This is a genomic window from Proteus sp. G3927 (assembly GCF_963894685.1).
Classification (GTDB): Bacteria; Pseudomonadota; Gammaproteobacteria; order Enterobacterales; family Enterobacteriaceae; genus Proteus; species Proteus mirabilis.
Genome location: NZ_CAWQGX010000030.1, coordinates 179,473 through 202,083, shown reverse-complemented (window position 1 = coordinate 202,083; position 22,611 = coordinate 179,473). Strand labels below are relative to the sequence as shown.

The following is a 22,611-nucleotide window of genomic DNA, read 5'->3' as shown; positions in this document are numbered from 1 at the left end:
AATTATTTAGTAACCACAATATTCTCTTTAGTTGGATCAACATGAACCATGCCTAACTGTTCACTTGCAAAACGTTCAACTCGGCTATGGTCCGCCAATGCATTTTCCTCAAGGATCAAGTTGCGCCATTCAATATCCAATACATTTTTTTCTAACACTAAGCGCTCTTTTTCTGCTGTCAGTAAGCGTGTTTTATGTGCTGTCGTTACCACATAGATCGCGGAGATAATAACGGCGAAAAAAAGAATAAGTGGCAATTTGCCGTGACGCAGTAAATCTTGTCCTATCACTCCCGGTAATGAATGGCGTTCAGTAGACATTTATTCCTCAATACGCTGTGCGACACGTAAAACAGAACTTCGCGCTCGTGGATTCTCCTCAACTTCAACACCGGTAGGTTTCATTTTATGAATACTACTCAGGCGAGCACTTCCTAGTGCTTTAATTTGTTCTTCTGTTAATGGGATCCCCGCTGGAACAACAGGCCCTTTACTTTCATCTCTTATAAAGCGTTTAACTAATCGGTCTTCTAAAGAGTGGAAACTAATCACCGATAAACGTCCTGCTGGCGCTAAAATAGACACGGCGCCTTTTAATGCTTTTTCAACCTCATCTAACTCACTATTGATATAGATACGGATCGCTTGAAAGCTACGTGTTGCAGGGTGCTTATGTCGCTCTTTTACTGGACTTGCTTCACTAATCAAATCCGCTAACTGTTTAGTACGTGTTAATGGCTCTTCAGTTTTATTACGCGCCACAATGGCACGGGCAATGCGTTTCGCGAAACGCTCTTCACCGAAGGTTTTTAGCACCCAAGTAATATCATCTTCTTCGGCATTCATTAACCACTGTGCAGCTGATTGTCCTGTGGTTGGGTCCATACGCATATCGAGTGGCCCATCACGCATAAAAGAGAATCCTCGTTCAGGATCATCTAATTGCGGTGAAGAAACGCCTAAATCTAATAATACGCCATCAACTTTACCACTTAAACCTAACTCATTGATATAGTGTTCAATATTTGAAAAAGGCCCATGAATAATAGAGAATCGTGGATCATCAATTTCATTTGCCACTGCGATAGCTTGTGGATCTCTATCAATCGCAATGAGACGGCCTTGTTCACCTAGTTGCGATAAAATCAGACGAGAGTGCCCGCCACGGCCAAAAGTACCGTCAATATAAATACCTGAAGGTTTAATATTCAGGCCGTTTACTGCTTCATCCAGTAATACACTGGTATGGCTAAAATTATTCGTTGTCATTATTTAAAGTGATAAATCCAATAGTCGTGTCGATAACGGTTCCTGTGAGGTTTGCTCTGCCAAAATGTCTTCTTTGATCTGTTGATACCAGACCTGTTCATCCCACAATTCAAATTTATTGAATTGACCGACTAACATGACCTCTTTGGTTAGCCCCGCGTGCTGTCTTAGCGTGCTAGCTAACAAAAGACGTCCTGCGCTATCCATTTGGCATTCACTGGCATGCCCAAGTAATAAACGCTGCACTCTTCGTTCGGCGGGATTCATGGAAGAAAGCGCCGCCAGTTTTAACTCAATTTTTTCCCATTCAGGAAGGGTGTACAGCAATAAACATGGCTGATTGAGATCAATGGTACAGACCATTTGACCTTCAGAAGCCTCGTTCAGCGTTGTTCGATAACGGGAAGGAACTGTTATTCGCCCTTTGCTGTCGAGATTAACGAGTGTTGCACCACGAAACATCCTCATTTCCCTCAGCGTTATAATTTACACCACATTATCCCACAAATCCCCACAAATAGAGTTTACGGATGGTATGAAAACGTTGTCAAGCCAGTTGTAGGACGCTTTATTGATATTTACAGTAATTTTATAATCTCATCGAAATGAACAAATTATCAGCAGGCTAAAAAAGCAGAATATTAACACTATGATTCCTATCGGTTATTTTTTATTTTTCTTATTTGTTCTCAAATAGTGATTATTTATAGAGATGAAAAAGGGAAAAATAAGATAAAGAAGTCATAAAAAGAAAATGACCTATTTAATGAGATAATGCCTATTTATTGTCGTTCATTTGCCTTTAACCAACATAACAATACAAAGCCCTCTTTAAATTAAAAAACTGGCTTAATCTACTGAAAAAATAATGTGATATCATGTAGATAATTTTTTACTGTCGAGTTTTCTTTCTGCAAAGTTAATAAATAAATTATTTTATTTAAGTAATATCACTTATAGAAATATCAAAATTTCACCCGCGAATTAAACAAAACAGGATAAATTGTAAAAAAACGTTTAAGATTAATCTCAAATTTTATTTTATTTAAGTCACCCGACATTATTTAACCAAATAAACTATCCCTGCTTTAATTTAATAAAGCAGGGATAGTCATTATAAAAAATGCTGAGTCAGAAAGTGAACGCTAATTAACGAGTACGTCCTAAACTACCTCGGCGACATAAATCACGTCGAATACGTGTAATACCCGCTTGTGGTTTTTGCTCTTCTTCAAGACTTGCTAAAACCAGCTCTAATACACGTTGTGCAATATCACGATGTCGCTGAGCCACCGATAATACTGGACATTCGAGGAAATCTAATAATTCATGATCACCAAATGTAGCAATCACTAACTGCGTAGGTAAGCGTCCACTTCTTTGCAACGTTACATCCATCACACCTTGTAATAGCGCAAAAGAGGTCGTAAAGAGTGCATCAGGCATCGGGTTATTATTTAACCATTCCGAAAATACCTCCGCCGCCGCTTCTCGTTCATAACTATTCGCATAAAGATAAGTCACTTGTCGTGGATCATCTTGCCACACACTACGAAAGCCCTGTTCACGTAAAAAACTGACTGATAGTTCGGGCAATGCGCCTAGATAGAGAACCGATTGAGAAGGAAAAGCTTTAAGCTCACTCGCTAACATTTTTGCGTCTTCTAAATCATCACCGACGACGCTAATAAAATGTTCACTCTCTAACGCCCTATCTAAGGCAATGATAGGCAACGAACGATTAGCCCAACGCTGATAAAATGGGTGCTCTGGGGGTAATGCCGTTGATACAATAATGGCATCAACTTGGCGTTGTAGTAGATGTTCTACACAACGAATTTCGTTGTCAGGTTGATCTTCTGAGCAGGCAATCAGCAATTGATAACCACGTTGACGCGCTTGTCGTTCAAGATAATTGGCAATTCTGGTATAACTGGTATTTTCCAAATCAGGAATAACCAAACCTATAGAACGCGTACGACCAGCACGTAATCCCGCGGCAACAGCGTTCGGGTGGTAATTGTGCTCTCTGACCACCGCCATCACTTTTTCAACAGTCTTGTCACTTACACGGTACTGTTTAGCTTTACCATTAATGACATAACTCGCTGTTGTTCGTGAAACACCAGCCAAGCGGGCGATTTCATCCAGTTTCACTTTAGCCTCTTCTAATTATTAATAGGGTATTTATTACATTATTGCTATGGTTTTCAGTCATCATGCTGATCTGAATCTGCATTTTAACACAATTTACTGATAAAACCGTATGCGTCAACGTTTCCGTTTATACCTTTTACCAATTACTTGCATTGTTACTGCCTATGACTTACCTAAAGTGCAATAAAAAAGCACCTTTACGGTGCTTTTTTGTCTGGTGATCACGACTCTTGATACATCTGCTCAATTTCATTTCGATAGCGTTCAGAAATTATTTTACGTCTTAATTTTAAGGTAGGTGTCAATTCTCCAGACTCCATCGTAAACCCTTCCGCTAATAGGGTAAATCGTTTAACTTGATGGAAACTAGCAAAATTACGTTGCATTTCACGCAAGCGTTCATCAAATAATTCTTTGATCTTAGTATGGCGTAATAACTCTATCCGATCGTGATATTTTAAATTTAATGCTCGAGCATGTTCTTCTAATGCATCAAAGCAAGGTACGATCAGTGCAGAAACAAATTTACGGGTATCTGCAATCACAGCGATATGCTCAATAAAGCGATCTTGCCCTAATGTACCTTCAATCATTTGCGGTGCAATATATTTTCCATTTGAGGTTTTCATAAGATCTTTCAAACGTTCGGTAATATATAACATCCCATCTTCATCTAATGCACCCGCATCACCGGTACGTAACCAACCATCTTCAGTAAACGCGGCAACCGTCTCTTCAGGCTTATTAAAATAACCTTTCATCACGATACTACCACGCACTTGGATCTCGTTTTCTTCGCCTATACGTACCTCAACCCCCGGTAACGGAGTACCAATAGAGCCTAGTTTATAATGGTTCTCTTCCCAACAAGATACCGTGGCACAAGTCTCTGTCATGCCATAACCATATTTAATATTAATACCCGCGGCTAAGAAAAAGCCGATCACCGCATCATCTAAACGAGCGCCTGCGGCAGGTAAAAAACGAACTCGCCCACCTAAAATTTGACGTAGTGGTTGAAGAACTTTTTTATCCGCAAAGCGATAACTCCATTGAGATAGCATGCCTAATGAACGTCCAGCTAAGTGTGCCTGACGTTGTTTTTCACCCTGTTTAAGAGCCCATTTAAACATCCATTGGCGTAGTCGGGGTGCTTGAGAAACTTTCTCTTGAATGGCGCTATATACTTTTTCGTAAAAGCGTGGCACAGCACACATAACCGTTGGTTTTACTGCAGCCATCGCTTCCCTTACAGCATGGGTATCTGTGAGATAAACATTAATAGCCCCAGTATGCATAACATAGAAGCTCCATGCCCGTTCAAATACATGTGATAACGGTAAAAAGCATAATGAAACATCTTTATCCGATAATGAAAGGCGCTGATCATGCAGATAAAGTTGAGAAGCCAGATTGGTGTAATCCAGCATAACACCTTTAGGCTCACCTGTTGTACCCGAGGTATAAATCAGCGTAAACAAATCATCTAAACAACATTCATCAATACGTTGTTGTAGCAGAGAGTCATATCGAGATTGACAGTCACTGATTAAGTTTGTCAGATGATAAGAAGGTATTGTTGGATTTAAAACGACCTGAGAATTAAACACAATAATATGTTTAAGTTGCGGGCATAATAGCGCTAACTCAGAAACAACGTCATATTCCTTTTGGTCACCAACAAAAAGAATACGAATATCCGCATCATTGATGATATAAGCGGCTTGTTCCACACTACTTGTTGCATAAAGAGGAACTGTGACAGCACGCAACTGCAAAGTAGCAATATCGGCAATAGACCAATCAATGCTGTTTTGGGAAAAAATCCCCACATTTTCTTGAACAGCCACGCCCATATCGAGTAATGCATTTGAGAGTGCACGTGTTTTCTTTGCTACTGACGCCCATGACATGGCGATTTCAGACTTAGCATCCCACTGACGATAAGCCGTTTTTTCCCCAGAAGATGAAAATTGCATCTGCAATCTTCTAATTATATGATAATCATATAGATTATTATTATTTATCATGATTTTCCTGTTATTTATGGAAAAGCGTAGGAATAATTAAGTTGAAATAAAGAATAATGTCATCTTCTAATTTCAGCTTACACCTGTTCGCTGACTTATCTGAAAGTCTAAGTGATCCGCAAAAATAAAGGAATCTAATTTTACATAAATTTGTAAAATTGTGAGTCATGAAAAGTTTTGTCAATTTCATCATACTAATGAAAATGTAAAAATGAGCCTGAACACTTTGTGAACAAACAAAGCATTAATAAGAAAAATATAATAAAATCAAAAAGTAATTATATAATTTTATTCATTTACAAGATTAATAACAGAGAAAATAAAGAAAAAAATCGATTAGATGACAATAGTTGCAACTGATAGGGATAGGATAACAATTAGGGCAAAAATAGTGACAGCTACCCAAGAGACTTATCTTTACTATTTACTATTAAAGAATATCTTTTATTGGTTATTAGCAGTAAGCTAACGTTATCTGCCACTATTTCTGCATAATTAGCATAGAGTGCTAATTATGAGTGAATCACTCTTAGTTTTGACAAACCTCACTAAGTAAATTTTTCATCCATAAATGGCCTTTATCTCGTGCCGTTGACTCATGCCAAATTAAATAGCATGGACGTTCTACCTTCTCCCAAGGTAATGATATCGCCTTAATGTTCAATTGTTCTGAATAGCTTTCAACTAACCATCTAGGCGCAATAGCGACCGAATAAGTTTTTGAGACTAGATTTAATACACTATTTAAATCAGTACCTTCATAAGTAATTAAATCTTCTAACTCTGTATTCTTATAATAAGCCGCACTAAAAGACCCCACATCTTCTAAAGAAACAATAGAATGATGCTCATTTAATAACATCTCTTCAGTAACGCTCTCTTTAATTCGTGGGTGTTGGTTAGAGACAGCCAAAACCACTTCATCATTGAATAAAGGGTGTGAATGAAACTCTGGTTTATCAAATTGTTTATAATTAATAAAGAACTCAACTTCCTGATATTTTAATTGGTGTTCAATATTACTATTCAAATAAGACTTAATATTTACATTAATATTAGGGGTTTTATTTTTTATTCTCTCTACAATTTTTGGCGCTAACTTGATATCTAATGGACTGCAAATAGATAAGCTAAACACACGATCACTGTGTTCCGGTTCAAATCCCGCCCCTGGCAATTCATTATGGACTAATTGTAATGCTTGTCGAACAGGGCCAAATAATTGTTTGGCTCTTAATGTTGGTTGAATACCTCGGCCATACCGAACAAATAACTCGTCATTAAACATGATCTTAAGACGAGAAACTGCATTACTGACTGCCGGTTGAGACATACCTAACACCTGTGCTGCTCGTGTGACATTTTGCATTTGCATAACAGCATCAAACACCGTTAATAAATTAAGATCAACATTACGTAAATGCATATCTGCTGACTCTTTATTGGTCGTTGTTGCTGATGTGTAATCCGTCATTTTTTACTCCACTATGTTATTATAATTGGCGAATTAAAACTTATTAATAATATAAAAGCATATTAATAAATTATATATCTAACCATGACTGTAACTTTTATAAAAATATTACTACTTATTATTCATCATCCATGTACATCACAAAATGTATAACACAAACACCAAAAAATAATTCATCTTTATATTAAAGAGAATAAATTGACATTTAAATTACATATTAATGAAATGATTATACCGATATATATTACAACCTGTTTTACCTTATGCCTTGCAAATAATAAAACAAAATATGATAAAAATCATAATAAAATAATAAAATCTATCACCTTACAGGACACTTTCAGAACTATTACAGTCACCACGGTAATAATTTTTATTCTTATATTCAAAATGTTGCTCAAATTTATTGATATTGTTGTTAACTACAACCGCTCATCCCCCTGATAGTTAGTTGTTCAAAAAAAAAGCAAACAATTGTTTAATTTTTTATTTCACTCCCCGAGAGCGATTATGTGAAACATTAACCTAATCAATGATTGTTTGATAGATATAATCATTACTAAAAATTTAGATATTAGTCAGAATTACTAAGAATAAAATATAATTCACACATCAAAACAAATTAAAAAATTCCAATGCTTGACATGATGATTGGTATCCGGTATCAATAAATAAACATTATTAAGAACAAATGTAAGGATGTTTCATGTTAAACGCAATTTTACTATCAAGCCTACTACTATTCGCAACATTGATGCGCGGTCGGCTGATGGGTAAAAAATGAAACATACCTACCCTTAGAGAAAAACCCGCGCTAATCGCGGGTTTTTTTATACCTGGGAGAGCGCAAAAAACGAAATAAAAAAGTATAAGGAACAGATTATGAGCAACAATGTGATTATTTTTGACACCACATTAAGAGATGGCGAACAAGCATTACAAGCTAGCTTAAGCGTAAAAGAGAAGTTACAAATTGCTTATGCCTTAGAACGTTTAGGTGTAGATATCATTGAAGCGGGTTTTCCTGTCTCTTCCCCAGGGGATTTTGAATCTGTACAAACCATCGCTCGAGAAATTAAAAATAGTCGCATTTGTGCGTTAGCTCGCTGTGTTGATAATGATATTGACGTTGCCGCAGAGTCATTAAACATTGCCGAGGCATTTCGTATTCATGTTTTTTTAGCCACCTCCGCTTTGCATGCTGAACATAAGTTAAAAAAATCCTTTGATGACATTATTGAAATGGGAACACGCTCAATTAAACGCGCCCGACGCTATACTGATGATGTTGAGTTTTCTTGCGAAGATGCGGGGCGTACCCATATTGATAATTTATGTCGCATTGTGGAAAGTGCCATCAACGCGGGCGCAACAACCATTAATATTCCAGACACCGTAGGTTATACCACGCCTTATCAATTCGGTGGCATTATCACTAATTTATTTGAACGTGTACCTAATATTGATAAAGCGGTGATCTCCGTTCATTGCCATGATGATTTAGGTATGGCTGTTGCAAACTCTATTACCGCAGTACAAGCAGGTGCAAGACAAGTTGAAGGAACTATCAACGGTTTAGGTGAACGAGCCGGTAACTGCGCTTTAGAAGAAGTGATTATGGCGATAAAAGTACGTGAACAAATGATGAATGTACAAACGCGTATTAATCACAAAGAGATCTACCGTACCAGCCAGTTAGTCAGTCAATTATGTAATACCCCTATTCATGCCAATAAATCCATCGTTGGTTCAAATGCCTTTGCGCACTCCTCTGGTATTCACCAAGATGGCGTACTGAAAAATCGTGAAACTTACGAAATTATGACACCTGAATCAATTGGTTTAAAAGAGGTGCAATTGAACTTAACGTCTCGCTCTGGTCGAGCTGCGGTAAAACACCGTATGGAAGAGATGGGCTATCGCGAAACCGATTATAACTTAGATTCTTTATATGCCGCTTTCTTACGTTTAGCTGATAAAAAAGGCCAAGTTTTTGACTATGACTTAGAAGCATTGGCTTTTATGGGGCAACAACAACAAGAGCCTGATGAGTTTGTAATGAACTATTTTAATACTCAATCCGGCTCCTCAACAGTTGCCACGGCCAGTGTCAGCATTAGTCGTAAAAATGAAGAAATCACTGAAGCAGCAACAGGAAATGGTCCCGTTGATGCTGTCTATCAAGCTATTTCTCGTGCTACAGGTTATCCCTTAAAACTGGTGACTTATCAATTAACAGCCAAAGGTGAAGGACGAGATGCATTAGGACAAGTTGATATCGTGGTTGAGTACCAAGGACGTAAATTTCATGGCATGGGATTAGAAACTGATATCGTCGGTTCATCCGCCAACGCCATGATGCATGTTATCAACAGTATTTGGCGTTCAGAGCAAGTCGAAATAGAAAAACGCAAACACCATACAACACAAGAAGCGGTTTAATCATTATGTCTAAACATTATCATATTGCAGTATTGCCCGGAGATGGCATTGGCCCTGAAGTTATGGCGCAAGCACAAAAAGTGATCGATGCGGTAAATAAACGATTTTCACTGAATATCACGACCAAAGAGTACGATATTGGTGGTATTGCTATCGATAATCATGGCACACCATTACCGGCAACCACCTTAGCTGGATGTGAGCAAGCTGATGCGATTTTATTCGGCTCTGTGGGGGGGCCTAAATGGGAGCATTTACCGGCAGATCAACAACCGGAACGTGGCGCATTATTACCTTTACGTAAACACTTTAAATTATTCTGCAATCTGCGCCCAGCTCGTTTATATAAAGGTTTAGAAGCTTATTGTCCATTGCGTGCTGATATTGCACAACGCGGTTTTGATATTTTATGTGTCCGTGAATTAACTGGGGGGATCTATTTCGGTCAACCTAAAGGCCGTGATGGTGAAGGTCGCGAAGAGCGTGCTTTTGATACCGAGGTTTACCATCGCTATGAAATCGAACGTATTGCTCATTTTGCTTTCAAATCAGCGCAAAAACGTCGTTATAAAGTCACGTCGATTGATAAAGCCAACGTTTTACAAAGCTCTATTTTATGGCGTGAAGTCGTCACTGAAGTCGCTAAGCAATACCCTGATGTGACCTTGCAACATATGTATATCGATAATGCGACAATGCAATTAATTAAAGATCCAGCGCAATTTGATGTATTGCTGTGCTCCAATATCTTTGGCGATATTTTATCAGACGAATGCGCCATGATCACCGGTTCAATGGGCATGTTGCCCTCTGCAAGCGTAAATGAAGCACATTTTGGTTTATATGAACCCGCAGGTGGCTCCGCACCAGATATTGCCGGTAAAAATATCGCCAATCCAATAGCACAAATTTTATCAACCGCCCTATTACTGCGTTATAGCTTTAATGAAGATAAAGCAGCCCAAGCCATTGAAGAAGCAATTACAAGAGTACTAGCAACAGGCTATCGCACCGCAGATTTAGCGGGAGAAGGAAACGCAATAACAACCGCAGAAATGGGTGATCATATCGCTCAGTTTATTCAAGAAGGGGCATAACATGGGTAAAACATTATATCAAAAAATTTACGATGCACATGTTGTCAGAGAAGTAGCGAATGAAACACCTATTATATATATCGATAGACATTTAGTGCATGAAGTGACTTCACCTCAAGCTTTTGATGGTTTAAGAACCAAAGGTCGTCCCGTTCGTCAACCCAACAAAACCTTTGCCACAATGGATCACAACGTTTCAACTCAAACCAAAGATATCAACGCCTGTGGTGATATGGCGCGTATTCAAATGCAAGAGTTAATGAAAAACTGTCAAGAATTTGGTGTGACCTTGTATGACTTAAATCACCCATATCAAGGAATTGTTCATGTTATGGGGCCTGAACAAGGCTTAACTTTACCAGGCATGACAATTGTTTGTGGCGACTCACATACAGCAACACATGGTGCCTTTGGCGCATTAGCTTTCGGTATTGGCACTTCTGAGGTTGAGCACGTATTAGCAACACAAACCTTAAAACAATCACGTGCTAAAACCTTAAAAATCGAAGTACAAGGCAAAACAGCCAATGGCATCACGGCAAAAGATATCGTATTGGCGATTATCGGAAAATTGGGTAGTGCGGGAGGTACGGGGTATATCATTGAATTTACGGGAGAAGCTATTGAAGCTTTGAGTATGGAAGGGCGAATGACGTTATGCAATATGGCGATAGAGATGGGGGCAAAAGCAGGCTTAGTTGCTCCTGATGAGACTACATTTGCTTACTTAAAAGGACGTCAATTTGCCCCTCAAGCCCCATTGTGGGATGAAGCTGTCGCCTATTGGAAAACGTTAAAGTCGGACGAAGATGCTATTTTTGATGCTACTGTGACGATTAATGCCGCAGAGATTGCACCACAAGTGACTTGGGGGACGAATCCGGGACAAGTGATTGCTATTGACCAAATTGTTCCGCGATTGAACAGTTTTAACGATCCTGTTGAACGAGCTAGCGCCGAAAAAGCCTTAGCTTATATGGGATTAACTGAAGGTGTTAACTTAACTGATATTACAATAGATAAAGTTTTTATAGGCTCTTGCACTAACTCTCGTATTGAAGATTTACGCGCAGCCGCAAAGATAGCTAAAGGGCATAAAGTCGCCTCCCATGTACAGGCAATTGTTGTTCCCGGCTCAGGCCCTGTTAAAGCCCAAGCAGAAGCAGAAGGTTTAGATAAAATTTTTATTGAAGCCGGTTTTGAATGGCGTTTACCCGGCTGCTCAATGTGCTTGGCAATGAACAATGACCGATTAAATCCCGGAGAGCGTTGCGCATCGACCAGCAATCGTAATTTTGAAGGTCGCCAAGGTCGTGGTGGCAGAACTCATTTAGTCAGTCCGGCAATGGCCGCTGCCGCCGCCATTCATGGACATTTTGCTGATATTCGCACTTTTGCAACAGTATCATAAAGGAGAGCCTAATGAATAAATTCACACAACACACTGGAATTCCAGTACCTTTAGATGCTGCCAACGTGGATACTGATGCGATTATTCCCAAACAATTTTTACAAAAAGTCACTCGCACAGGATTTGGTAAACACTTATTTCATGATTGGCGATTTTTAGATGATGAAGGCACCCAGCCTAACCCATCATTTATTTTAAATCAGCCCATCTATCAAGATGCTTCTATTTTATTGGCGCGCGAGAATTTTGGTTGTGGATCTTCTCGCGAACATGCGCCTTGGGCGCTCACAGATTATGGCTTTCATGCGGTGATCGCGCCGAGTTTTGCTGATATTTTTTACGGCAATTCCTTTAATAACCAGTTATTGCCAATCAAATTAAGTGATGAGCAAGTTACCCAGTTATTTGATTGGGTAACAGAGCATGCTGGTACGCCTATTACCGTTGATTTAGTTGCCCAACAAGTGATCGCCGGTGAATTATGCTTCTCATTTGAAATCGATGCATTTCGCCGTCATTGCATGATTGAAGGATTAGACAGTATCGGATTAACGTTACAACACCAAGCAGAGATAAGTGCTTATGAAGCTAAACAACCAGCTTTTATGCGTTAATCACTGACTCAATTACCTTATTTCACTGTTTGTTATCTGTAAAAATTTAAACTTTGTCATTCTCGCCGCTATTTACCTCGCGGCATTTTTTTTCAGTAAAACGAACAAAAAAAGCCAGTGACCTATTATCACTGGCCGGTAATCACCGCATGCTCAAAGGGGGAGTCTGTTAGTATTCATAATTTGTGATAACTAACATAAGAGCTAACTTTAAACACAAGCATTATCGGTCTAATATAAGGAAATTAAAATTGATCACTTTAATAAGGGATTTCCTCTTTTATGACATCACCCCGCTTAGAGTTGCAATTTATTCGCTTATGGCAAGCTTTTGAGGGAAAAGAGACTGAAACCACATTACAAGAGCTTGCTGAAACATTACATTGCACTCGTCGCCATGTGCGTTCGTTACTAAACAAAATGCATCAAACTGGTTGGATAGATTGGCAAGCAGAAGTAGGAAGAGGAAAAAAATCCACCCTGACTTTTCATTCTAACGCCTTTGACATCCAACAAAGCCGAGCAGAGCGATTACTGGAAGAAAATGATATAGAAAAGCTCGTTGCACTGATGGGCGATAAAGACTCGTTACGGCAAATGGTGCTTTCACAGATTGAAAAAAGCTTTCACCCTAGCCAACAACGTCTACGAATAATTTACTATCGCCCTTTTCGTAATTTATTACCCGGTACGCCGCTTCGGCGCTCTGAATTACATTTAATGAGCCAAATATTTAATTCATTACTTCACTTAAAAGAGGAAAATGGGGAAGTCGAAGCGGAATTAGCCCATCACTGGCAGATGCTCAGCGAGCAACATTGGCGCTTTTATTTACGCCCTGCTATCTATTTTCACCATGGACGAGAATTAACCATAGAGGATATCAGCACCTCTTTAATGAGAATGAAAGTCTGCAATCCACTTTATGCACATATTGAGAAAATAACCTCACCGCAACCTTATGTTATTGATATTTATTTAACCGTACCGGATAAACAATTTGCCACCCTATTAGGTAGTCCACAAGCAGCGATCTTACCCCAAGAATGGCGAACTCTCGCTAATTTTTCTCAGCACCCCATTGGCACAGGGGCATACCAAGTGATGAGCAATGATCAACATAAACTGCAAATCAAAGCGTTTGATCGCTATTTTGGTTTGCGCGCATTATTAGATAACATCGATATTTGGGTGGTTCCTGAATTAAAAGACAAAATGGTTTGCTCTACCCTTCATTTAACCGATGATGATACTCATAACAACTCACTGGAAAGCCGCAAAGAGGAAGGCTGTTATTTTTTACTTTACGATAGCCGCTCAACACAATGCCAACAACCTGAGATCCGCGAATGGCTTAGTAGTGTATTAACACCGGTGAATATGTTGGCCCATTGTGCGCCCTCTTATCAACGCCATTGGTCACCTGCTTATGGTTTATTGTTACACTGGCACCATAGCAAACTGATCCCACCGCATACTAAACCCGCTTCACTCACAAAACTGACCATTACACTGTATAAAGAGCACCACGAATACAGCACTATTGCTGAACTGATCAAAAAAATCTTATCTAACTATGATATCGAATTATCCATTCAAGTGCTTGATTATGAACAGTGGTATTATGGTGATGCAAAGAGTGATATCTGGTTAGCTACCGTCAATTTCTATAAACCGCTCGAGTTTTCTATTTTTGCAGCACTTTATGAACTGCCCCTATTTCACCAGTGCATGGGTGAACGTTATAAAGATGCCCTAGCCTTATGGCGTCAAAAAGTATTACCGCTTGAAGAGTGGTGTCGCCAATTAACACAAAATAATTGGCTTTTCCCGTTATTTCACCATTTACTTGAATTACAAGGGCAACGTACGATACGCGGTGTAAAAATGAATACCTTTGGTTGGTTTGATTTTAAATCGGCATGGTTTATACCTGATTTAGAAACGCCCCCATTAAAATAGCGTTTTCACTTATAACTATGTTAATTCACAGAAACCCGCAAAGTTATAAACACCAACAGTAAGGCCTAGGGGATTTATTCACTTTTTCTGTGGATATCTATGTGAAAAAGAGTGAGATAATCAGGGTATAGTTTTTATATTAGCGTACAGGCTGTTGAAACATTTTTTAAAATATCACTTATAATTCAAATTAGTAGATAAGTTTTTATCCCTATTTCAACGATTGGATAAACCAATGAATAAAGTCCAATGGTTAAATTGTACGAAAAACAACCATAGTCGGTTTTATCCACAGGTTGTGCCGATTAGTTAATCGAAATAGGCAGATTTTGGGGAATATCGGCAAAAGTCAAGGCTGTAAATCAGAACAGTGATCTCACTTTTGCGGAGTTATCCCACAAAGCTGTGGATAACCTAGTGCAAAAGCCTGTTTATGATCTAAGGATAACCCTGAACAACTTATATCATTTATTATTAAAACCTCGATTCACATAAAAAAATGATGATATATCATGCTATTATGTTTTAACTTAAATCAGTGAAAAAACATTTTCCATCATCCTTTTTTTCTGTTTATTTATTGTACAGGAAGACAGTTATTTATGTTTACGCCACCAGCAGCACCTGAAAATGAATCCGTTTTACTCGCACGAGCACAAGCGCTGGCTGGTTATACCTTCGGTGAACTCGCCGCTTTTGCACAGCTTCCTATTCCTGAAAATTTAAAGCGTGATAAAGGTTGGGTCGGTATGCTATTGGAATACTATTTAGGTGCCAGTGCCGGCAGTAAACCTGAACAAGATTTTTCTCATATCGGAGTTGAGCTAAAAACCATCCCTATCGACCGTTTTGGTATGCCATTAGAAACGACCTTTGTTTGTGTAGCCGCACTTACAGGAAACAGTGGGATCACATGGGAGAATAGCCATGTAAAACGTAAGCTGTCAAAAGTATTATGGGTGCCTGTAGAGGGAGAACGGGAGATCCCATTAGCACAGCGTAGAGTCGCTTCCCCGCTACTTTGGAGCCCCAATCATCTTGAAGAAGAGCTACTGCGTCACGATTGGGAAGAGTTAATGGATATGATTGTCTTAGGAAAAGTAGAAAGCATTACTGCGCGTCACGGACAAGTATTACAAATTCGCCCTAAGGCTGCTAACAGTAAGGCATTAACCGAAGCCATTGGTGAAAATGGACAACGCATCATGACACTTCCCCGTGGTTTTTATTTAAAAAAGAACTTTACTGCGCCACTGATTGCTCGTTATTTCCAACTTTAATGCGTTACAGTAAACAAAATGCCCCGAGTTATCTTAGTGAATAACTCGGGGCACATCGTATTTTTTGCTGGTAAATTATTAAACACAGTGAGTTGATGCTAATCGAACGCCTACTGCTCTGGTGATTTCTGTCAATGTTGTCAGTGTTGGATTACCATTTTCAGATAATGCTCGATAAATATGTTGTCGAGATAATCCTGATTTTTTCGCAATCACGCCCACTCCACCATGAGCCTCAATAATTTGCCGTAATGCAATTAAAAATGCACCTATTCCCCCAGGCTCATAAATACCTTCTAACGCCGTTTGCAAATACACCTCAGCATAATCAGGATCTTCTCGTAGTTCATTTATCATCTCTAAATCATGGTCAAGATATGCAGGAACAGTTTTTCTTTTTACTACATCTATTTTATTGGTCATTTTTCATCCTTACATGATAATCTTCAAGATAGTTCACTGCTTTATCAATATCTGCTTGTTGAGTACTTTTATTCCCTCCAACAAGTAAAAGAATAATAAATTCATTTTCTATTGAATAATAAACCCGATATCCCTGCCCGAAGTTTATTCGTAAAGCCCAGACTCCATCACGAACAAATTTATGATCGGCGAAGTTACCATAACATGCTCGAGTTACTTGTACTTCAATTTTAGCAGCCGCTTGAGGATCTCGTTTCCTAAGCTTTTGTATCCACTCTCGATAGGGTACTTTTTGGTTTCTGTCCTGATAACGCACTATTTTATATGGCATTTGCTTTCCTTATTGCCAAAGTCCTAATTGTTGCTTATAAATCACACTAAAAATGTAACTTATAACAGACAAAAATCAAATAGGAAATATTTTTCGTACACATATCATAAAAAAATGCCCCGAGTTATCTTAGTGAATAACTCGGGGCACAAATAACAATTATGATTAAGTAATCAATAATTAACGATAGACAATACCGCCATCGGTTAAGATAGCTTGGCCCGTAATATAGTCGGAATCATCACTTGCCAAGAAGGAAACTAACGCAGCTACGTCATCAGGAGTTTGAGCACGTCCTAGAGCAATACCGTCCACATATTTTTTATAGGTCTCACCTTTTGGTGCTCCAGTAATTTCAGCGAAACGCTCGTCAATCTCAACCCACATATCGGTGCCGACAATGCCCGGGCAATAAGCATTAACAGTGATGCCTGCGCTCGCATACTCTTTAGCTGCCGCTTGTGTTAATGCACGTACTGCAAATTTAGTGGCAGAATAAACCCCTAACATGGCAAAACCATCGTGCCCAGCAATAGAAGATGCATTAATAATCTTCCCTTTATGGCCTAATGCTTTAAATTTCTCAGAAGCGGCCTGAATACCCCACATCACACCATTAACGTTAATTTTGAAGATCCGATCCATATCTTCCGGAGTCACATCTGCAAGAGGTTTCACCTGTGCAATACCTGCGTTATTGATCATAACATCAAAACCGCCTAAGGTTTTTTCAGCATGTTCAACAGCCGCAAAGACTTCATCACGGTTGCTAATATCTGCAGCAAAGGTCGTTACTTTACGCCCTAACGCTTTAATTTCTTTTGCTACATCGGATAATTTATCTGCTTTTAAGTCAACCAGAGCAATATCGGCACCCTCTTTAGCAAGACGTAATGCGATACCACGACCAATTCCCTGAGCAGCACCTGTAACTAAAATTACTTTACCATTCAAAGCCATTGTCTTTCTCCTGAATATTTACAGATGAAAAAGCTCTTCCAAAAAAGAACTTTATTAATAATTTAACAGTAGCAATTAAAGTGCGATGTGACAAAGAAATGATCATTCACTAGTAAACACAATAAGTAGAATAGAATGTAGTGAAAATAATTATCATTTAGAATAACAAGTTACCAAAAGGCCATCATCTGTTGCAAAAGAGCAGATGATCTTTTTTACTCATTAACTTTATAGTTAGCAAAAAATGCTTAACTCATTCATTTAATGGATAAAAATAAGGCAATATCTAAATAGATATTGCCTTGACATTATTTATGACAAAAAAAGTAATTATTTTTTAGCCGCTTGCAGATATAGCATATCAAGTGCAATGGTTGCTCCGGCAAGGGCAGTAATATCTGATTGATCATACGCTGGCGATACTTCAACTAAGTCCATGCCTACAATATTTAACGGCTGTAAAGCACGCAGCATTTTCAGCGCCTTATCCGTGGTTAATCCACCCACAACCGGTGTTCCTGTACCCGGTGCAAATGCGGGATCAAGGCAATCAATATCAAAAGTCAAATAAACAGGAAGTGAACCCACAATCTCTTTAATTTGCGCGACTAAATCATCAACCCCACGATCATTAACTTGTGCAGCATCCAAGACAGTAAAGCCGTTATTAGTGTCATGCTCAGTACGAATACCAATTTGCACTGAATGCTGTGGATCAATCAAACCTTCATTAGGAGCATGATAGAACATCGTACCGTGATCAAACTTACTGCCATTAGCATAAGTATCGGTATGAGCATCAAAATGCACCAAGGCCATTTTGCCAAAGTGTTTAGCGTGAGCACGTAATAGAGGTAATGTCACAAAGTGATCACCACCAAAGGTTAAACATCTTTTACCTGCTGCTAGCAATTTTTCCGTATGAGCTTGTAGCTTATCACTCATATCTTGTGCATCACCGAAGTTAAATACTAAATCACCACAATCAACAACTTTGAGGCGTTCACGCATATCGAAGTGCCAAGGCCAGCGATGTCCTTCCCACGCTAAGTTAGTCGAAATCTGGCGAATAGCGCCGGGCCCATGGCGAGTACCTGCACGACCTGAAGTTGCCATATCAAAAGGCACCCCAGTGATCACCCAATCAGCATCACTGCTATAAGGTTGAAAATTCAGTGGAAAACGTAAAAAACCAAATGCATTTGAGATCAAAGAATTATCAGTCTCATTACCTAACGTACAATTTTTCATGCCATTACCTCTGTTACTTATTTTAACAAGCAACATATAAATCAATATGATAGATAAAGAGTGATGTATCAACACCACTCTGCATTAGGAAGTAAGCATTACTCCTCTTCTTCCAGATAGGTATAACCGTATAAGCCACTTTCAAATTCAGTTAGGAACTGCTCTTGGAGTGCTTTATCTAACTGTGCATTTTTCACTTGAGTACGGAAGCGCTCCAACAATACCGCAGGATTAAGTTTTACATATTGAAGCATATCCGCAACGGTATCACCCTCTTCACTCAACTGATAAGTAAGATTGCCTTTCTCATCAAGATAAACATCAACGGCTGCTGTATCACCAAATAAGTTATGCATATTACCAAGGATTTCCTGATACGCCCCCACCATAAAGAAGCCAATCATTGGTGGATATTCAGGATCATAAGCTGGCATTGGCATCGTGGTTTCGACCCCATCACCATCGACATAATGATCGATAATACCATCTGAATCACAAGTGATATCTAGCAATACAGCACGCCGATCGAGCGGTTTATCTAAACCTTCAATTGGCAATACAGGGAATAATTGATCAATTCCCCAAGCATCAGGCAATGACTGGAACAGTGAAAAGTTGACATAGAACTTATCTGACATACGCTCTTGCAGTTCATCAATAATCGGGCGATGGGCTCGATTACTTGGATCTAAATCATATTGAATATGACGACAGATATTCAGATATAACTCTTCCGCCCATGCACGCTCTGTCAGACTTAACATACCGTGTACATATTGAGTATGGACATCATGTAAATCTAATTGGCTATCATGCAGCCATTCACGCAATGAACGGCTATTCCCTTTGGTTTGCATCTCTTCCCATGTTTCCCAAAGGCTTGCGATAGGTCTTGGAGCATCTTCGGCCGGCGGCGTGATTGCAGTAAATTCGTTACGTTCAACACCAATAACATTGGAAATAAGCACCGTATGATGCGCAGTTAATGCTCGACCTGATTCTGTAATAACGGTTGGATGAGGTAATTCATTTTCATCACAAGCATCACCAATCGCCCAAATCACGTTATTAGCGTATTCATTCAGGCCATAGTTAACGGAGCAATCAGATTGTGAGCGCGTACCTTCATAATCAACGCCCAAGCCACCACCAACATCAAAATATTGAATATTGACCCCTAACTTATGTAGCTCAACATAAAAACGGGCTGATTCACGCACACCTGTCGCAATATCACGGATATTAGCCATCTGTGATCCAAGGTGAAAATGCAATAACTGCAAACTATCTAAACGACCAGCTTGGCGTAGCGTATCAATAAGTTGTAGTACTTGTGTTGCAGCTAGGCCGAATTTAGATTTTTCCCCCCCACTGGCTTGCCATTTACCGGAGCCTTGAGAAGCAAGGCGAGCACGAACCCCTAAGCGGGGGATCACTTCTAAACGTTCGGCTTCTTCAAGTACCATTTTTATCTCAGACATTTTTTCAATGACCAAGAACACTTTATGACCGAGCTTTTCCCCTGTAAGGGCTAAACGAATATATTCGCGATCTTTGTAACCATTACAAACAATCACCGAACTGGTCATATTGGCATGAGCAAGCACTGCCATTAATTCAGCTTTAGAGCCAGCTTCTAATCCTAATGGCTCTCCAGCATTAATTAGCGATTCAATCACACGACGCTGTTGATTGACTTTAATTGGATAAACTAAAAAGTAATCCCCTTTGTAGCCATAAGACTCACGTGCACGATGAAAAGCGGCATTAATTGAGCGCAAACGGTGCTGTAAAATTTGTGGAAAACAAAACAGCGCAGGAAGGCGTAAATGTGAATGCTCTTCTTGTACTTGCTTAACTAATTCTGTTAAATCCAGCGTTGCTTCAGGCACATCAGGATTTGGGCAAACACTAATATTGCCGCGATTATTCGCGCAGTAGTATCCTCCCCCCCAATATGTGATGTTATAAGTCTGTTGCATCTTACGAGCGATGTTATCATTCATGACATTCTCCTTAGGGAGTATGAGTTTATACCTTGCCTGTCACTATAGTAGTCAATAATTTCATGGCTAGCTGAAATGACCGATAAATAACAGTTAGAAGTAATGACTCACTATATATTTTTGTATGATTATCCAGCCTAATGCAGGATATAGTAGTAGAAAGCGATGAAGTTAACCGACTAATAGTTAACACAATCACCTATTGGCAAGTAACAGACAACTTCGCTCTAAAGAAAAAGAGCTCAAAGAGGAAATCACTCTAGACATACTACGGGTATAGTATTGGCGAGTACTGTTTTGGTTTTTGAAAAGAATAACCAGTAGACAATGGATCATTACCCATTCACTCCACACATGGCTTAACCTTATAAGCCATTTCCCTAACAGAGAAACAGGATCAGCAATCCTGCGGTTTACACTGTGATTCAGTTTTCACAGTAACGGCGAGGTTATACCTGTAGTTGAACCAAAATGCAAAAACAAAATAGATAAATCGCTTTTTTTTATTATTTTTCTTTTTGCTCACTTGAAAAATTGTGTCACACAAAAAATGATATCAACTATTGGATGCGAGTTTATCCCTATATTTGATTAAAAAAAGCTGGAATTAAAGAGAAAACAGTCCTAAAATGGACGTCTAGATGTTAAAACATCCATCCTTAGACCATCTGTATTAAGGTAACGAGATATAATGACTACACACCTTTTTACTTCTGAATCAGTATCAGAAGGTCATCCAGACAAAATTGCGGATCAAATTTCTGATGCCGTATTGGATGCAATTTTAGAACAAGATCCAAAAGCACGTGTTGCCTGTGAAACTTACGTTAAAACAGGCATGGTGATGGTAGGCGGAGAAATTACCACCAAAGCTTGGGTTGATATCGAAGAGATCACACGTAAAACAGTACGTGAAATCGGTTATACCAGTTCAGATATGGGCTTTGATGCTAATTCCTGCGCCGTTATCAGTGCGATTGGTAAACAATCCCCAGATATCAACCAAGGTGTTGACCGCGCAGATCCCCTTGAACAAGGTGCCGGTGACCAAGGCTTAATGTTTGGTTATGCCACTAATGAAACTGACGTTCTGATGCCAGCACCTATTACTTATGCTCACCGCTTAGTCCAGCGCCAAGCTCAAGTACGTAAAAATGGCACACTACCATGGTTACGTCCAGATGCCAAAAGTCAGATCACTTTCCAATACGACAATAACAACATTGTTGGTATTGATGCCGTGGTTTTATCAACTCAGCATGCTGAAGATATTTCACAAAAAGACTTACATGAAGCGGTAATGGAAGAGATCATTAAACCTATTCTGCCAACAGAATGGTTAAATGAACAAACCAAATATTTCATTAACCCAACAGGTCGTTTTGTTATCGGTGGCCCAATGGGCGACTGTGGATTAACAGGTCGTAAGATCATTGTTGATACTTATGGTGGTATGGCACGCCACGGCGGTGGGGCATTCTCTGGTAAAGATCCTTCCAAAGTTGACCGTTCTGCGGCTTATGCTGCACGTTATGTTGCAAAAAATATTGTTGCTGCGGGCTTAGCAGATCGCTGTGAAATTCAAGTGTCTTACGCTATTGGTGTTGCAGAACCAACATCTATTATGGTCGAAACATTTGGTACTGAAAAAATCCCTACCTCACAACTGATCTTATTAGTACGTGAGTTCTTTGATTTACGCCCTTATGGCTTAATTCAAATGCTGGATTTACTGCATCCGATCTACCAAAAAACAGCAGCATACGGTCATTTTGGTCGTGCTGAATTCCCTTGGGAAGCAACAGATAAAGCTGAGATTTTACGTGAAGCTGCGGGTTTAAAATAAATTTCCCTTGTTTCATAGCAAACTCATTAAACCACATCTTTTAGGTGTGGTTTTTTATT

General features: G+C 39.2%; 18 protein-coding genes. 7 read left to right on the top strand and 11 right to left on the bottom strand.

All coding sequences use genetic code 11. The features are described from left to right. Positions 1–2: 2 nt before the first annotated feature. From ftsL to leuO, 6 genes are all read right to left on the bottom strand, one after another. The gene (gene ftsL, locus AACV00_RS14055; RefSeq protein WP_004244124.1) at positions 3–320 is read right to left on the bottom strand and encodes a cell division protein FtsL; all 318 of its coding nucleotides are present in this window, start codon (positions 318–320) and stop codon (positions 3–5) included. Next, positions 321–1,268, bottom strand: coding sequence for a 16S rRNA (cytosine(1402)-N(4))-methyltransferase RsmH (rsmH, locus tag AACV00_RS14050; protein ID WP_004248566.1), 948 nt, complete (start codon positions 1,266–1,268; stop codon positions 321–323). A gap of 3 nt (positions 1,269–1,271) precedes the next feature. After that, a complete protein-coding gene (mraZ, locus tag AACV00_RS14045; protein WP_004248567.1) occupies positions 1,272–1,730 on the bottom strand; it encodes a division/cell wall cluster transcriptional repressor MraZ in 459 nt (152 codons plus the stop codon). Between the two features lie 687 nt (positions 1,731–2,417). Continuing rightward, positions 2,418–3,425, bottom strand: coding sequence for a catabolite repressor/activator (gene cra / locus AACV00_RS14040; RefSeq protein WP_004244128.1), 1,008 nt, complete (start codon positions 3,423–3,425; stop codon positions 2,418–2,420). A 221-nt stretch (positions 3,426–3,646) separates the two neighbouring features. Next, entirely contained in the window at positions 3,647–5,455 is a 1,809-nt protein-coding gene (locus tag AACV00_RS14035) for an AMP-dependent synthetase/ligase (RefSeq protein WP_060555646.1), read from the bottom strand. A gap of 529 nt (positions 5,456–5,984) precedes the next feature. Next, positions 5,985–6,929 carry a transcriptional regulator LeuO gene (leuO, locus tag AACV00_RS14030; RefSeq protein WP_036918822.1) on the bottom strand — a complete coding sequence of 315 codons (945 nt, stop codon included), beginning with the start codon at positions 6,927–6,929 and terminating at the stop codon, positions 5,985–5,987. Between the two features lie 882 nt (positions 6,930–7,811). On the opposite strand from leuO, the gene leuA reads away from it, so the two are divergent. The 6 genes from leuA (at position 7,812) to mutH (ending at position 15,735) form a co-directional block, all read left to right on the top strand. Then, positions 7,812–9,371, top strand: coding sequence for a 2-isopropylmalate synthase (gene leuA, locus AACV00_RS14025; RefSeq protein ID WP_004244137.1), 1,560 nt, complete (start codon positions 7,812–7,814; stop codon positions 9,369–9,371). 5 nt (positions 9,372–9,376) lie between these two features. Then, entirely contained in the window at positions 9,377–10,468 is a 1,092-nt protein-coding gene (leuB, locus tag AACV00_RS14020) for a 3-isopropylmalate dehydrogenase (RefSeq protein WP_004244138.1), read from the top strand. Between the two features lies 1 nt (position 10,469). Beyond that, the gene (gene leuC, locus AACV00_RS14015; protein WP_049203016.1) at positions 10,470–11,879 is read left to right on the top strand and encodes a 3-isopropylmalate dehydratase large subunit; all 1,410 of its coding nucleotides are present in this window, start codon (positions 10,470–10,472) and stop codon (positions 11,877–11,879) included. A gap of 11 nt (positions 11,880–11,890) precedes the next feature. Further along, complete coding sequence (gene leuD / locus AACV00_RS14010; protein ID WP_017827192.1) at positions 11,891–12,493, top strand: 3-isopropylmalate dehydratase small subunit; 603 nt, start codon at positions 11,891–11,893, stop codon at positions 12,491–12,493. Between the two features lie 282 nt (positions 12,494–12,775). Further along, entirely contained in the window at positions 12,776–14,455 is a 1,680-nt protein-coding gene (gene sgrR, locus AACV00_RS14005; RefSeq protein WP_004248571.1) for an HTH-type transcriptional regulator SgrR, read from the top strand. Between the two features lie 602 nt (positions 14,456–15,057). Further along, a complete protein-coding gene (gene mutH, locus AACV00_RS14000; RefSeq protein ID WP_004248572.1) occupies positions 15,058–15,735 on the top strand; it encodes a DNA mismatch repair endonuclease MutH in 678 nt (225 codons plus the stop codon). Between the two features lie 78 nt (positions 15,736–15,813). On the opposite strand, the gene AACV00_RS13995 is transcribed toward mutH, so the two are convergent. The 5 genes from AACV00_RS13995 to speA all read right to left on the bottom strand — a co-directional run bounded on the left by AACV00_RS13995 (position 15,814) and on the right by speA (position 20,706). Then, entirely contained in the window at positions 15,814–16,158 is a 345-nt protein-coding gene (locus AACV00_RS13995) for a helix-turn-helix domain-containing transcriptional regulator (protein WP_004244143.1), read from the bottom strand. Continuing rightward, a complete protein-coding gene (locus AACV00_RS13990) occupies positions 16,148–16,489 on the bottom strand; it encodes a type II toxin-antitoxin system RelE/ParE family toxin (protein WP_004244144.1) in 342 nt (113 codons plus the stop codon). The genes AACV00_RS13995 and AACV00_RS13990 overlap by 11 nt, the downstream gene beginning before the upstream one ends. Positions 16,490–16,669: 180 nt before the next feature. Next, on the bottom strand, positions 16,670–17,449 hold the full coding sequence (locus AACV00_RS13985) for an acetoin reductase (protein ID WP_004248573.1): 780 nt from the start codon (positions 17,447–17,449) through the stop codon (positions 16,670–16,672). 330 nt (positions 17,450–17,779) lie between these two features. Beyond that, a complete protein-coding gene (gene speB, locus AACV00_RS13980) occupies positions 17,780–18,700 on the bottom strand; it encodes an agmatinase (protein WP_004248574.1) in 921 nt (306 codons plus the stop codon). A gap of 98 nt (positions 18,701–18,798) precedes the next feature. Then, a complete protein-coding gene (gene speA / locus AACV00_RS13975; protein WP_004244147.1) occupies positions 18,799–20,706 on the bottom strand; it encodes a biosynthetic arginine decarboxylase in 1,908 nt (635 codons plus the stop codon). 691 nt (positions 20,707–21,397) lie between these two features. Here speA and metK point away from each other — a divergent pair. After that, positions 21,398–22,552, top strand: a complete 1,155-nt coding sequence (gene metK, locus AACV00_RS13970; protein ID WP_004244148.1) for a methionine adenosyltransferase — start codon at positions 21,398–21,400, stop codon at positions 22,550–22,552. Positions 22,553–22,611: the final 59 nt, after the last annotated feature.

What these genes read in the sequence shown, in the direction of transcription:
- ftsL (WP_004244124.1), bottom strand. Translation starts at nt 320, where the DNA reads ATGTCTACTGAACGCCATTCATTACCGGGAGTGATAGGACAAGATTTA.
- rsmH (WP_004248566.1), bottom strand. Translation starts at nt 1,268, where the DNA reads ATGACAACGAATAATTTTAGCCATACCAGTGTATTACTGGATGAAGCA.
- mraZ (WP_004248567.1), bottom strand. Translation starts at nt 1,730, where the DNA reads ATGTTTCGTGGTGCAACACTCGTTAATCTCGACAGCAAAGGGCGAATA.
- AACV00_RS14035 (WP_060555646.1), bottom strand. Translation starts at nt 5,455, where the DNA reads ATGATAAATAATAATAATCTATATGATTATCATATAATTAGAAGATTG.
- leuO (WP_036918822.1), bottom strand. Translation starts at nt 6,929, where the DNA reads ATGACGGATTACACATCAGCAACAACGACCAATAAAGAGTCAGCAGAT.
- leuA (WP_004244137.1), top strand. Translation starts at nt 7,812, where the DNA reads ATGAGCAACAATGTGATTATTTTTGACACCACATTAAGAGATGGCGAA.
- leuB (WP_004244138.1), top strand. Translation starts at nt 9,377, where the DNA reads ATGTCTAAACATTATCATATTGCAGTATTGCCCGGAGATGGCATTGGC.
- leuC (WP_049203016.1), top strand. Translation starts at nt 10,470, where the DNA reads ATGGGTAAAACATTATATCAAAAAATTTACGATGCACATGTTGTCAGA.
- leuD (WP_017827192.1), top strand. Translation starts at nt 11,891, where the DNA reads ATGAATAAATTCACACAACACACTGGAATTCCAGTACCTTTAGATGCT.
- sgrR (WP_004248571.1), top strand. Translation starts at nt 12,776, where the DNA reads ATGACATCACCCCGCTTAGAGTTGCAATTTATTCGCTTATGGCAAGCT.
- mutH (WP_004248572.1), top strand. Translation starts at nt 15,058, where the DNA reads ATGTTTACGCCACCAGCAGCACCTGAAAATGAATCCGTTTTACTCGCA.
- AACV00_RS13995 (WP_004244143.1), bottom strand. Translation starts at nt 16,158, where the DNA reads ATGACCAATAAAATAGATGTAGTAAAAAGAAAAACTGTTCCTGCATAT.
- AACV00_RS13990 (WP_004244144.1), bottom strand. Translation starts at nt 16,489, where the DNA reads ATGCCATATAAAATAGTGCGTTATCAGGACAGAAACCAAAAAGTACCC.
- AACV00_RS13985 (WP_004248573.1), bottom strand. Translation starts at nt 17,449, where the DNA reads ATGGCTTTGAATGGTAAAGTAATTTTAGTTACAGGTGCTGCTCAGGGA.
- speB (WP_004248574.1), bottom strand. Translation starts at nt 18,700, where the DNA reads ATGAAAAATTGTACGTTAGGTAATGAGACTGATAATTCTTTGATCTCA.
- speA (WP_004244147.1), bottom strand. Translation starts at nt 20,706, where the DNA reads ATGAATGATAACATCGCTCGTAAGATGCAACAGACTTATAACATCACA.
- metK (WP_004244148.1), top strand. Translation starts at nt 21,398, where the DNA reads ATGACTACACACCTTTTTACTTCTGAATCAGTATCAGAAGGTCATCCA.